The organism is Paenibacillus favisporus, assembly GCF_040545415.1.
GTDB lineage: Bacteria > Bacillota > Bacilli > Paenibacillales > Paenibacillaceae > Paenibacillus_AQ > Paenibacillus_AQ favisporus.
In genome coordinates, this window is record NZ_JBEPLV010000006.1 from 469,794 (window position 1) to 482,181 (window position 12,388).

The 12,388-nt window shown below is 56.6% G+C and carries 12 protein-coding genes; 10 read left to right on the plus strand and 2 right to left on the minus strand.

Translation table 11 applies throughout. The annotated features are described in order from the left end of the window. Positions 1 to 6: 6 nt before the first annotated feature. The 6 genes from ABID47_RS26055 (at position 7) to ABID47_RS26080 (ending at position 6,001) form a co-directional block, all read left to right on the plus strand. On the plus strand, positions 7 to 849 hold the full coding sequence (locus tag ABID47_RS26055; RefSeq protein WP_354501130.1) for a metallophosphoesterase family protein: 843 nt from the start codon (positions 7 to 9) through the stop codon (positions 847 to 849). Between the two features lie 44 nt (positions 850 to 893). Then, complete coding sequence (locus ABID47_RS26060) at positions 894 to 1,490, plus strand: glycerol-3-phosphate responsive antiterminator (RefSeq protein WP_084204193.1); 597 nt, start codon at positions 894 to 896, stop codon at positions 1,488 to 1,490. A 219-nt stretch (positions 1,491 to 1,709) separates the two neighbouring features. Next, positions 1,710 to 3,026: an ABC transporter substrate-binding protein gene (locus ABID47_RS26065; RefSeq protein ID WP_076175633.1), complete on the plus strand. Its 1,317-nt coding sequence runs from the start codon at positions 1,710 to 1,712 to the stop codon at positions 3,024 to 3,026. 53 nt (positions 3,027 to 3,079) lie between these two features. Then, complete coding sequence (locus ABID47_RS26070) at positions 3,080 to 4,162, plus strand: ABC transporter ATP-binding protein (RefSeq protein WP_354501133.1); 1,083 nt, start codon at positions 3,080 to 3,082, stop codon at positions 4,160 to 4,162. 1 nt (position 4,163) lies between these two features. Next, a complete protein-coding gene (locus ABID47_RS26075; RefSeq protein ID WP_354501135.1) occupies positions 4,164 to 5,036 on the plus strand; it encodes a carbohydrate ABC transporter permease in 873 nt (290 codons plus the stop codon). A gap of 104 nt (positions 5,037 to 5,140) precedes the next feature. Next, the gene (locus tag ABID47_RS26080; RefSeq protein ID WP_116233967.1) at positions 5,141 to 6,001 is read left to right on the plus strand and encodes a carbohydrate ABC transporter permease; all 861 of its coding nucleotides are present in this window, start codon (positions 5,141 to 5,143) and stop codon (positions 5,999 to 6,001) included. Between the two features lie 203 nt (positions 6,002 to 6,204). On the opposite strand, the gene ABID47_RS26085 is transcribed toward ABID47_RS26080, so the two are convergent. Continuing rightward, positions 6,205 to 6,831 (minus strand): DUF3298 and DUF4163 domain-containing protein, encoded by a 627-nt coding sequence (locus ABID47_RS26085; protein WP_354501137.1) that lies wholly within the window; start codon positions 6,829 to 6,831, stop codon positions 6,205 to 6,207. A 271-nt stretch (positions 6,832 to 7,102) separates the two neighbouring features. On the opposite strand from ABID47_RS26085, the gene ABID47_RS26090 reads away from it, so the two are divergent. Beyond that, positions 7,103 to 8,665 carry a sigma-70 family RNA polymerase sigma factor gene (locus ABID47_RS26090; protein ID WP_354501139.1) on the plus strand — a complete coding sequence of 521 codons (1,563 nt, stop codon included), beginning with the start codon at positions 7,103 to 7,105 and terminating at the stop codon, positions 8,663 to 8,665. A gap of 71 nt (positions 8,666 to 8,736) precedes the next feature. After that, entirely contained in the window at positions 8,737 to 9,555 is an 819-nt protein-coding gene (locus ABID47_RS26095) for a phosphotransferase enzyme family protein (RefSeq protein WP_354501141.1), read from the plus strand. A gap of 143 nt (positions 9,556 to 9,698) precedes the next feature. Here the strand turns inward: ABID47_RS26095 and ABID47_RS26100 are convergent, their stop codons facing one another. Further along, on the minus strand, positions 9,699 to 10,310 hold the full coding sequence (locus ABID47_RS26100; RefSeq protein ID WP_354501143.1) for a hypothetical protein: 612 nt from the start codon (positions 10,308 to 10,310) through the stop codon (positions 9,699 to 9,701). A 207-nt stretch (positions 10,311 to 10,517) separates the two neighbouring features. Here ABID47_RS26100 and ABID47_RS26105 point away from each other — a divergent pair, with 207 nt between their 5' ends. Further along, positions 10,518 to 11,300 (plus strand): helix-turn-helix transcriptional regulator, encoded by a 783-nt coding sequence (locus ABID47_RS26105; RefSeq protein ID WP_354501145.1) that lies wholly within the window; start codon positions 10,518 to 10,520, stop codon positions 11,298 to 11,300. 133 nt (positions 11,301 to 11,433) lie between these two features. Next, entirely contained in the window at positions 11,434 to 12,330 is an 897-nt protein-coding gene (locus tag ABID47_RS26110) for a phytanoyl-CoA dioxygenase family protein (protein WP_354501147.1), read from the plus strand. Positions 12,331 to 12,388: the final 58 nt, after the last annotated feature.

Genomic DNA, 12,388 nt, shown 5'->3' on the forward strand with positions numbered 1-12,388 from the left:
AGAGAAATGATGAGATTGGCGCTGTTGGGTGATTTGCATTACCACGAAATCGACGAGTCGGTGCCGGGGCTGAAGGAAGCCCGGCGTGCATTCTATCAAACGGTGCTGGAGCAGTTTTTGGAGCAGGAAGCGGACCTGTATGTTTCGCTGGGGGACCTCACCAACTTCGGCACGGCCTCCGAGCTTCGCGAAGTGTACGACCTGCTTCGCCGCCAGGACAAAACGTTCATACACGTGCTGGGCAATCATGACTTGTATGCGCAGCGCAGAGCCGAGGTGCTGGAGATGACGGGCCAGGAGAGGTACCATGCCATCGACACGGATCAAGCGATGCTCGTGTTTCTCGACACGGCCAAGGAAATGGATTTTAAGGACTGGGGCGGCTGGCTCGATCCCGAACAGTTGGGCTGGCTTGAGGAGCAGGTCGGACTGTCGGGCGACAAGCCGCTGCTCGTCTTTGGCCATCATCCCGTGTACAATACGACGGCTGGTTCGGAAAAGGATAAGGGCTCGATTCATCCCATCATCGACATGTGGAGCATTTTGAACCAAAAGCAGGGCATTGGCATCTATTTCAACGGCCATACGCATATGGACTCGATCGCTCATCGGCAGGACTGGTCGTTTGTGCAGCTGTCAGCCTGCCTGGATCAGCCGGGCTTCCGGATCGTCGATATCGCGGAGGACGCGATCCGCATCACACCGGTCGAAGTGATGGACCCGACGCTGCCGGATCACATGGCGCTCCTTCACCAGCATATGAAGCATTTCAGCCCGAATCCGGATGCCAGAGGGATGGAGGACGACCGGGCTCTCCTCGTTCCGCTGCCGATTGCGCCACAAATCTGAATATAGAGTAATCACGACCTTCGTGAAAGGGAGGCTGTACACGCATGAATGACGTTATGACCCGGGAGCATTTTTTCAAAGGTCTCGCCAAGCATAAACGGATTGCCTCCATCAAAGACCCCCGCCATATTGAAATCGCCTTGAAGCACCGGGATGAGCTCAGCGGCGTCTTTCTGCTGATGGGCCATATCGGTGTCGCCAAAGGCTATGTGAACGTATTCCGGGAGCACGGTCTGCCGGTGTTCATGCATCTGGAAAAAATCGGCGGGCTCAGCACGGACCATTACGGCCTAGACTATTTGGCCAAGAGCATCCGCCCGGTCGGCATCATTTCGACCAAAACCAGCGTTATCAAAACCGCCAAAAAAATGGGGCTGCTCACGGTACAGCGTTTCTTTCTCGTCGACAGCGAAGGGCTGGAGAACATCGCGAAGAGCCTGTCCCAGGCCGAGCCGGACATCATCGAGCTGATGCCTGCCCGCATTCCGGACATGATCCGCAGGGTGAAGAGTTTTACGGAACTCCCGATCATCACCGGCGGCCTGCTGTATGAGCACAGCCACGCACAGGAATGCCTGGACCAGGGAGCGACCGCCATTTCCGCGTCCCGTCCCGAGCTGTGGAGAAGAAAGATCATTTGATGTCCCGTTAATATTCCGCATAAACCGCGTTAATAGTTGTCCCTTATGATGAATTCGACAAGTAAATAGAACGGTTGGAGTTATGGAGAAACCTGATCTGTCGAGAGAACGCTAAGCCAGCGTTCCCACTCGGCGGTATTCGGGTTTCTTTATTTTTTGGGCTGCAGCCGTCGTTGTACAGCAAACATAAACCAAATTCAAGGGTGGAGGAATCAATCGATGTTCAAGAAAAAGATCGCACTGCTTACACTGTCCGCGGTAATGACGGGCATGCTGGCCGGATGCGGCGGCGGAGCCGAGAAGGCGGCCGGCAGCGAGACAGCAGAAGCGGCAGCGGCCAAGCCGGATAAAAAAATCGTCATCAAGTACTGGTACGCCTTCGGCGACAAGATCGAGGAGGCCAAGCAGCATATGGTCCAAACGTTCAATGAGTCCCAGGACAAGATCGAGGTGGTCGCCGAGCATCAGGGGAATTACGATGATCTCCATGCGAAGGTCCAGGCGGCTTTTGCGGCTGGGGACGCCCCGGCGGTCACGGATCTGGAAATTGCCTCTACGGGCGTGTTCGCCCATTCCGGCATGCTTGAAGACCTGACCTCATACGCCGAGAAGGACAAGGACCAGCTGAAGCTGGACGATTTTATCCCCGGACTGATGGGGAACGCCTACGTGGACGACAAGCTGTATGGGCTGCCTTTTATGCGCAGTACTCCGATTATGTACAAGAACGTAACGATGTTAAAAGATGCCGGGCTGGATCCATCTGGGCCAAAAACGTGGGATGAGTTTGAGCAGTACTCCAAAGTGCTCAAGGAGAAAGGCAAGCTCGGCATGACCGTGCCGGTCGATATTTGGTTCTACGAGGCGCTGGTGGCCCAAAGCGGCGGCACGATGCTGAGCGAGGACGGCAAGAAGGCAACCTTCAACAACGCGGCTGGCGTGGCGCCGGTGGACTTCTGGAAGCGGCTGGTGAACGAAGGCCTGATCAAAATGCCAGTCGGCGACGAAGCCGGGGATACGGCAGACAAGGATTGGGCGAACCAAATTTCCGCGTTTAAGTTCGCCTCGACCGCCGGCGTGTCGCAAAGCCTGGAAATCGCCAAGGGCAACGGCTTTGAGCTGGAGACGGCCTTCATGCCGGCCAACAAGGATTACGGCGTGCCGACAGGCGGATGCCAGCTCGTCATGACGTCGAAGAGCAGCGCCGAAGAGAAGGCGGCGGCATGGGAATTCATGAAATGGATGACCTCCCAGGAAAACACGATTTACCAGCATAAGCATGTCGGATACCTGCCGACCCGCACGTCGGCGGTGGAAAGCGAAGAGCTCAAGGAGCATTTTACCCAGTATCCGCAGTATAAAGTCGCCGTCGACCAGCTGAAATATGCCAGACCGCGCCCGATGGAGAACGGATATCCGGAAGTCGCCAAGATCGTCCGCGATGCGATCCAGAAGGCGATTATCGATCCGAAGACGACGCCGCAGCAGGCGCTGGACGAAGCCGCGGCCAAGTCGGATAAACTGCTCGGCAAATAAGTTAGCGCCTTTCAGGCAATGAAACAGACCCGCCAAACAAGGAGGCATTCGGCATGGCCCAAATCGAGCTGATCGGCATTTGCAAGAAATACAAGGAAGAAACCGTGATTGAGAACCTCAATCTGACGATCCGGGACGGTTCGTTTACCGTCCTGGTCGGGCCGTCCGGCTGCGGCAAATCGACGACGCTGCGCATGGTGGCCGGCCTGGAAAGACAGACCGCAGGAGATATTCTCATCGACGGCCAGCGTGTGAACGACACGCCGCCCGGCCTGCGGGACGTGGCGATGGTGTTCCAGAACTACGCGCTGTACCCGACCATGACGGTCCGGGGCAATATCGAGTTCGGCCTCAAAAACCGCGGCGTTTCCCGCAAGGAGCGGGAGCGACTGGTCTCCGACATTTCGGAAATCGTCGGACTTGGGCCATACCTCGACAAGAAGCCGCAGAACCTCTCCGGCGGCCAGCGCCAGCGCGTGGCGCTCGCCCGGGCGATGGTGAAGCAGCCGAAGGTGTTTATCCTTGACGAACCGCTGTCCAACCTGGACGCGAAGCTGCGGAACCAGATGCGGACCGAACTGATCCAGCTGCACGAACGCCTTGGTACGACCTTCGTCTACGTGACGCATGATCAGGTCGAGGCTATGTCCATGGGCGACGAGATCGTCGTCATGAACGAAGGGGCGGTCCAGCAGGCGGACTCGCCGATGAAGCTGTACGAACAGCCCGTCAACCTGTTCACCGCCCAGTTTATCGGCACGCCGGCGATGAACATCATGAAGTTCGGCGACATCAAGGGGCTGCGCGTCCAGCCCGAGTCCGGAGCCTACCATGTGGGCTTCCGGCCGGAGCATGCACAGATCAATCCGGACGCCCCGGTGGAGGGGCTTGTGCTTGAAGGAGACATCTTGACGCGGGAGAGCCTGGGGGCGGAGCACATCTATCAGATCCGTTCCAAGGCGGGAGCGTTTTTTGTCAAAACGTTTCTGAAGCCGCTGGTGACGGCGGAGCGCGTACGCATCGCCGTACCGCACGGGCATCTCTATTATTTCAGCCTGAACGGCAGCCGGGTGCAGACGGCGGGCGCGGCGAACGAGGAGACCTCCTCGCGGCAGCTGATAGCAGGAGGGGTGTAGCATGACCGTCTGGGAACGGCTGCGCCCGTACAGCATGGTCGCGCCGGCAATTATCGTCTTTGCTATGTTTTTCATCTACCCGATTTTTTACATGATGTACTTAAGCCTGTTCGACTGGAACTTCGTCAGCCCGACAAAAACGTTCGTCGGCATCCAGAACTTCGTGGATCTGCTGTCGGAGCCGGATTTCCGCAAGGTGCTGTCGAACACGACCCTTTATACCGTGCTGACGGTTACGCTGACGACCGGACTCTCCCTGTTCATGGCGATCTGGCTGAACCGCAGCGGCTTCTTCTACGGCCTGGTACAGGGGGCGATCTTCAGCCCCCATATCATCTCGCTCGTATCGATTTCGCTCTTGTGGAGCTGGCTGATGGACCCCGAATACGGGCTCTTGAACTGGGTGATCGGCCTGTTCGGCTTCGGCAAGCTGGAATGGCTGTCCCATCCGAGCACCTCGCTGATCTCCCTGGTGATCGTGGCCGTGTGGAAAGGGCTCGGCTATAACGCGCTCGTGTTTATCGCGGGGCTGCAGAGCATCCCGCAGGATATATACGAGGCGGCTTCCCTGGACCGCTCCAGGCCGTGGACGACGTTCACGCGGCTGATTCTGCCGATGCTGTCGCCGACGATCTTTTTCCTCGTCATCATCAATTTGATCGGGTCGTTCCAGGTGTTCGAGACGATCGCGATCATGACGCAGGGCGGCCCGGTCAACTCGACCAATACGCTGGTGTATTACATCTACGAGGCTGGCTTCCGCTTCTTCAAAATCGGGTATGCCTCGGCGGCTGGCGTGATCCTGCTGTTCATCGTCGGCATTCTGACCATCGTCTATTTCCGGCTGCTGTCCAGCCGTGTTCATTACCGTTAACCGTAACGACTTCTGCTTCTATGATCTTAGAAAAGGGGGAAAACCGCGTGGAACCCGCAAACCGTGCTTTTGACGGGCATACCGTCGCCGTTCCCGGCGGACGCATGCTGGAAGCGCCGGGCAGACCTGCCCTTGTGCGCTCCGCGGCCGTCCTGCTGCTGAAGGCGCTGAATGTGGCGGCGCTGCTGCTGCTGGTCCTCATCTTTGCCATGCCGTTTGTCTGGATGCTCTCGACATCCCTCAAAACGCTGCCGGAGACGATGATCTTCCCGCCGGAATGGATTCCCCGGAATCCGGTATGGAGCAATTACGCCTCCGCGTGGCAAACCGGGCCGTTCCTGCATTACATTACGAACAGCGCCGTCATTTCGGTCAGCATTTTGCTGCTGCAGATGCTGACGATCATTCCGGCTGCGTACGCATTTGCCAGATACCGGTTTGTCGGCTCCGGCTTTCTGTTCAGCCTGGTTATGGTGACGCTCATGATCCCGACCCAGCTCATCTTTCTGCCGGTATATTTGGAGCTGAGCGCCTTCAAGCTGCTGAACACCCATCTCGGGCTGATCCTCCCGTTCGCGTCCAGTGCGTTCGGCATTTTCCTGCTCCGGCAGGCGTTCCGGCAGATCCCTGAGGAGCTGGTGGAAGCTTCCCGCCTGGATCAGGCCAAGGAATGGAAAATCATCGTCCGCATCATGGTGCCCATGGTGAAGCCGGTGCTCGTGACGTTTGCCCTGTTCAGCTTCATCGCACACTGGAACGATTATTTCTGGCCGCTCGTCATGACGACGAACGAAACGGCGCGAACGCTGCCGATCGGCATCGCCAAAATCCGCGAGGTCGAGGGCGGCGGCACCTGGAACATCCTGATGGCCGGCAACGTCATTTTGGTCGCGCCGATTCTGGCCGCCTTTTTCCTGGCGCAAAAGCATATTATCAAAGCGTTTGTGTACAACGGCGTCAAGTAAGAGGGATGCTGTATCCCACGTGTACCACAGTGACCATGAACGCAGGCTTACGTGTAAAAGAGCCGCTCCTTCGTCTATCGGACGATACGGAAGCGGCTCTTTGCTTTTTTTTGGAGTTATCCCAGCTTGTAGATCGGGGGTAACTTTAGGCTGCGAAAATGGTTAACGGCGGCCGCTCAGATCCCGTCAACTGGGGCGCCGCTTCACACGACATCTGCGGCAAGTATCGCAAGCGGGCCGTCTTCAGCGGCGATGTCCTGCAGAACATAGACCGAAATCGGGAACATCGGAATACCGACATAATAGGGTGTGATCGCGTACAATGGGTAAAAGAGCACCAACGCCTTGTCGGCGAGGTAGAAATCCTGGTTAGGCGCGACTGTGATGCTCCCCGCATCCAGTACCGGAAGATTCCGCTCCTGCACCTGCTTTTTAACGGCAGCGGTCAGGACCGCTTGGTAAGGGGAGCCCGGTTTGAACAGGCTGGACAAGGTATAGGTGTTCCCCGTTTGCATGGAAAAGGTCAATCCCTTGGCAATCGTGTATCCATGCGCCATCGGCGTGGAATAGGTGTAATTGCTCAGCACCAGACTGAGAATGCCGCGCTCGTTCGTTTTGATTTCGAAATTTCCGGTCGTTTCCGGCTGGCTTCCCGTCTGAACCGCCTGCTGGGCGCGCTGCATGTCCTGGATCGTACGGATGATCGTGTGGTTGATTTTGTTTTCGGCCGTTTTGTCGGCGAGCCCGGTTACCTGCGGATAGTGGATCACCGTGCCGGGGGCCGTATAGGTGACGGTATGGATGGTGACCGGCGGTACGTATTGAGGCATGCGGTTCGCTCCAATCGTTGAATGGTATACACCAGCCTATTCCGGGCCTGGGCGTTCGGTGACGGGAGCGGAGAACGGCTGCTTACTTCCACCTGAGGCCAGCCGATCTAATCGATATAATGTAAATACGAGAACAGGGGGCACGCCGCGTTCAGGCGATTTTTCTGAACAGGTTCAGCATATTTAAAAAATATTCCGAGGCTCATGGTAACCTTACGGATCTGATATTGCACTATAGGGTTAAAACCAAGATCAAGGGAGGAGAGTGGGTGTGCGGCAGATCATTGAACAAGCCCGGCAGGGGGACGGGGATGCGATAAATCGTCTCTTCCGGCAGTATTATGCGATGGCGCATACGGCCGCATACGGGAAGCTGCAGGATCACGATTTGGCGGAGGAAGCGGTGCAGGAGGCGTTTGCGGAAGCATTCGTCCACCTTAGCCGGCTGCAGCAAGCGGACGCCTTTCCGGGGTGGCTGCGGACGATTGTGCATCGCCAGTGCTATCGCTTGATTCGCAGAAAGCCGCAGACTTCCGCGCTGGAGGAGGGGGAAGTGACTGCACCCGGTCAGCCGGATATCGGAGAGGTCGTGGCGCGGCAGGAGCTGTACCGGATGCTTCACGATTCGGTCCAGGCCTTATCTCCCGGCATGCGGGAGGCGGTCCAGCTGTTTTATTTTCACGGCTATAGTCTGCAGGAAATTTCGGAGTATGCGGGAACGCCGGTGACGGCGCTCAAAAAGAGGCTGTTCGATGCACGCCGCAAGCTGAGGGGCACGCTGCCGGTCGCCGATTTTGCGCATGTATTCAAGCATTTACACGAAGGAGGAAAACGCATGCTGCATATTGTTAACGGCGATACGGTCGCCGAGACGCTCAAGCAGGGAGTCGTTCAGGGGGATATCCTGGTATGGCGCGAGGTATATCCGGAAGGCCCGGTGTTTCTGGAGCCGGCGGAACCGGAGAGCCGCGCGGTCCGCGCGGGATACCTTGAGAAAGACATGGGCATCCCGGCTGATGAGTATATCCGGAACTGCGAGGAGCAGGAGCAAAAACTGGCCGGATTCCGGCAGTATGACGAAATCGTGCTGTGGTTCGAGCATGACCTGTTTGACCAAACGATGCTGTCTTATTTGCTGCACTGGTTTGGACGGCAGTCTCTTGGCGGGACGAAGCTGAATCTGCTCTGTATCGGAGATTATCCGGGAGTCGGCCTGTTCCGCGGACTCGGTCAGCTAACGGCCAGTCAGCTGAAGACGTTGTCCGGAACGTGGCATTATATCGGAGCGGAAGAGCTGAATCTGGGGAGCAGGGTCTGGGAGGCATACACCTCACCTGATCCGATGAAGCTCCAGCAGCTATTGGAGGAGGACACCTCGGCGCTTCCGTTCGTGCGGGAGGCATTTGAGCTGCACCTGTCCCGTTTTCCTTCCGTTTATAACGGACTGGGGATCGTGGAGCAAATGACTTTGGAAAAGGTAAGCGAAGGGATTCACTCGCCGCTCGACCTGTTCAGGCAGATCGGCGACCAGCTGCACGGGTTGGGCATGGGCGACCTGCAGTACTGGGATGTCCTGCGCAGCCTGTGTCAGGGCCCAAGCCCGCTGCTGACGCTGGAGGGGGTGGAATCCTTTCCCGGATATACGGGATCTTCTCCTGCTTTCCGGGACAGCAAGGTCAAGATTACGGAGTGGGGGACCCGGGTTTTAAACGGTGAGGATTACTTGGAGCAGTGCGGCATCGACCGGTGGTACGGAGGCGTTCATTTGAGCGGTGACCAGCCTGTGTGGCGTTGGGATCAGGATCGGAAAAAGCTGGTGAAATGCGGGGAGTAGGAACGGCAATGGAAGGTGAAATCCGGTCAAAATCATCGCTGCCATACAGTAAAATAGAAGGGGGAAGGGATGTGGGAGAGGCCATGCTTTTATCTAGGGAAATTCTGGAGTCATTCGGGCTTCAAGGGGAGGCGGTTCCTCTCGAAGGCGGGCAAAATACATCGGTGAAGGTACAGGAGGCAGTTCTCAAACCGTCGGGAAATGAACAGCATGACGAGTGGGTGCTTGGCATCATGCACGGTCTTCAGCCGCGTGGATACCGGGTATCCAGGCCTGTTCCGGCACGGAACGGGTCTTTTGTCAGCGATGGATGGACGTGCAGCCGATTCGAGCCGGGCAGGGAAGTTCAGGGTAACTTGGAACAAAAGCTAAGGGTGGCCCGGCTGTTCCACCGGGATCTGGCCAGCATTCCTTATGAAGGGTTTTCGGAGCCGGACCATCCTTGGTCCCGGGGCCACCGGATCGCGTGGCAGACCGAAGGGCTCCCGGCCGGGTTCCCTGTCCCTGTGAGGGATTTCCTGGCGGGCCTGCTCGGAAAGGTCAAGAGAAGCGGGGAGTATCCCGTTCAGCTGATCCACGGCGATCTAGCCGGGAACATCCTGTTCGACGATGCCCTCGGTCCGCTGATCATCGACTTTTCCCCGACAGTTGCCCCGCAGGCGTATGCTGAAGCGATTCTCGTCTGCGACGGCATCGCCTGGCAGGGATGTCCGCTCTCAGATCTTGGTCTGCTGCCGAATGACGGGTATTACCGGGAAATGCTGTTACGGGCGGTCATCTTCCGCCTGTCGGTATCCGCGATATTTTGCGGGGAGGACACGGAGCGCTTTTTCACCGAAGCGGAGGCGTTTGGGCCCATCATCGAGCACCTTGCATCATTTCCTTGTTGAGGTGGAATCTTCACAGGATGAGGAGATACTGCACTACTAACTATAGGTTCAGATCATAACAAAGAAGCAGGCAAGATGCCTGCTTCTTTACTTGGATGTACACAAGGATCTGACCCTTCCCTTTGTTACTCATCCCCGGGAGCTTACTCGAAATGAACCTCCTGATCCAGAAAGATCTCCTTGCGGCTAAAATCCATAGGCTCTTCGAACGGGATCAGGGCAAAGTGAATCTGGTTCAGCTGCTCCGGCAGGCGCGGTTCGACGATAAAGGACATGGAGCTGATTCCTCCACCACCGCGGGATCCGTTGCGCCCTACACTGTATTCTCTATCTTGGCTAGTAACATCGAGCTGAAGAAGAGGGCGGAAATCAGTGAAATCATCCACATCCTCCAGCTGTTTGATTTCGATATGTACAATACTGCCATGCTCATGCTGCATCGCATGGGTGATCCTGTATTGGTACCCTTCCTGCACGGTTGTTTTCATAATCTGCAGAATGCCCTGCAGCTCGCCGGGACCTTCGGAGCGTGGGCGATGAAACCCTCCGTTAATCGAATGAAACAGCCAGTTCAAATAGGGAGGCTTCAAGCCGAATTTCTCTTCAAACTCCTTCATTACTTCCTTAGGCGGAAAACACCGTCGCCCTTTCGCCAGGGCTTTCCGGTGGTTGAGCAGCTCAATCAGCTGCGTATCGACCGCATGGATTTCCTCATCGTAATCATTGGGCACCGCCCGCAGTTCCGACCATCCCATGATCCAGTTCCTCCCTTATTGTCAATATACCATTAAAACATAAGTTTTCCTGATTATACCATAGGCTGAAAACTGAGATATGAAAAAGTATGGACAAGCAATAAAGCTTGGGACTGTAGATCCTCTCCGCGATTGATGTATAGTGAACATAACATCATCAAGCGCTTGGCTTGGCCCAAGCTTGCGGGCAAGGAGGATGAAGCGATTTTGCCTGAAATTAGAGGTTTTATCGGAACCCACGACAAGGACTGGGAGGACGAGCGGCAGTGGAGCCATCCCGATTTGGAAATCACCGTCGTGTTGGAAGGAAGCGGGCGCTTTGTTTATGAACAGGAAGAAAGGCGTGTCGAAGCAGGGCATGTCGCGCTGATCCCGTCCTTATCCGCTCATTCTTTCCATGCGATGACCCCGATCCGGTTCGGGGTTGTGCTCGTTGACGGACTGCCGGCACATGTACGTGAGCTGTTCGAACGGCTGGTTGTCCTTGGCAAACCGCGCCTCATTGCCTTATCCCGCCTCGACCAGGACCGCTATGAGCGGCTGTTCCGGGAATGGCTGAGGAGCCGTTCGTCTACGCTGAAAGAGCCTGTCCGAAATGATTTGGCCTGGATCGAAATTCTGCTGCTGTTTTTAAACGAGCATTCCCACCCGGACCAGCAGTCGTTCACGGTATCGCATACAGGCGATTATATTCGCCGGCATCTTCAAGAACCTATCGTTATCGGCAGCCTCGCGGAGATGGCCGGCCTGTCGGAGGAAGGCTTCCGCAAACGGTTCTTCAAAGCCTACGGCATGACGCCCAAGCAGTATCAGCAGATGTGCCGCCTGGAAGAAGCCAAGTGGCTGCTCAGCTCGGCAGCCAAGGATATGCAGGCCATAGCCGAGCAGATCGGCTTTGCCCAGCTGCACTCGTTTTCGCTGTGGTTCAAAAAGACCGAAGGCTGTCCACCGTCAGAGTGGAGAACGAGGCAGCGCCGCGACCATCATTGAGGCATCCGGTCCGGTTTTGCGTAAATTGTGGCGGGTTTCGATTAACGACTTTCTCCTGAAGCAGGGGCTATGATGAGGGGGAATCTTCCGGTTCCGGCAGGAAAGCGGTGATACCTTGAAAGGAGAGAGCGGCATGAACGTGACGATCGGAACGAGGGAGCTTGTGATGGGAAGCCGGTATTTGACCGAGCTGCGCAGCAGCAACGATATTTTGGAGGACACGGATGCGCTGAGATTGCGTCTGGCGGAGGAGGGATACCTGCTGATCCGCGGATTTCACGACCGCGAGCGGGTACTGTCCGCAAGGGAGGAGTTTTTACGCAAACTCCAGGCCATGGGCAGATTGGAGCCGGGGACTCCGCTGGACGAAGGGCGCATTTCCCAAGACAACCGCAGCATGATGTGGGGCGGCGGCGCGGAAGAGCTGCAGGCGGACTTCCCCCGATTTTTGGATGTGGTGAACCATCCTTCGGTCTTGGATTTTTTTGACCGTCTGCTTGGCGGCAAATCGATGACATACGACTATAAATGGCCGCGGGCCGTAGCCCATGGCGGGAATACCGGCGCGCATTACGACGTCGTGTATATGGGAAGGGGCACCAAAAACGTATATACGATGTGGACCCCTTTCGGAGACACGCCGCTTGAGCTCGGAACGTTGGCTATGTGCCTGGGCTCCCAGCATTTCAGTAAAATTAGGCAAACGTACGGCGAAATGGATGTGGACCGGGATAATGTCGCGACAGGCTGGTTTTCCGAAGACCCTGTGGAGATCGTCGATACGTTTGGGGGACGATGGGCCACAACGTCTTTCGAAGCGGGCGATGCCATTATTTTCGGCATGTACATGATGCATACTTCGCTTAACAACATGACGGGCCGCTACCGGATCAGCTCAGATACCCGCTACCAGCTCGCATCGGAGCCGGTTGATGAGAGATGGGTGGGCCGCAAGCCGAAGGGGCATTACGCATGGTGCAAAACGACGCCCAAGCCGGTCGCCGATGCCCGCAAGGAATGGGGCGTATAAGGGAGACAAATTGCCGAATCTAACAATCGCACCCCCTCCCACCTGACAAAAAGACACG

Excerpts from the sequence above, each read along its gene's own strand:
- ABID47_RS26055 (WP_354501130.1), top strand. The coding sequence starts at position 7 with ATGATGAGATTGGCGCTGTTGGGTGATTTGCATTACCACGAAATCGAC.
- ABID47_RS26060 (WP_084204193.1), top strand. The coding sequence starts at position 894 with ATGAATGACGTTATGACCCGGGAGCATTTTTTCAAAGGTCTCGCCAAG.
- ABID47_RS26065 (WP_076175633.1), top strand. The coding sequence starts at position 1,710 with ATGTTCAAGAAAAAGATCGCACTGCTTACACTGTCCGCGGTAATGACG.
- ABID47_RS26070 (WP_354501133.1), top strand. The coding sequence starts at position 3,080 with ATGGCCCAAATCGAGCTGATCGGCATTTGCAAGAAATACAAGGAAGAA.
- ABID47_RS26075 (WP_354501135.1), top strand. The coding sequence starts at position 4,164 with ATGACCGTCTGGGAACGGCTGCGCCCGTACAGCATGGTCGCGCCGGCA.
- ABID47_RS26080 (WP_116233967.1), top strand. The coding sequence starts at position 5,141 with ATGCTGGAAGCGCCGGGCAGACCTGCCCTTGTGCGCTCCGCGGCCGTC.
- ABID47_RS26085 (WP_354501137.1), bottom strand. The coding sequence starts at position 6,831 with ATGCCTCAATACGTACCGCCGGTCACCATCCATACCGTCACCTATACG.
- ABID47_RS26100 (WP_354501143.1), bottom strand. The coding sequence starts at position 10,310 with ATGGGATGGTCGGAACTGCGGGCGGTGCCCAATGATTACGATGAGGAA.
- ABID47_RS26110 (WP_354501147.1), top strand. The coding sequence starts at position 11,434 with ATGAACGTGACGATCGGAACGAGGGAGCTTGTGATGGGAAGCCGGTAT.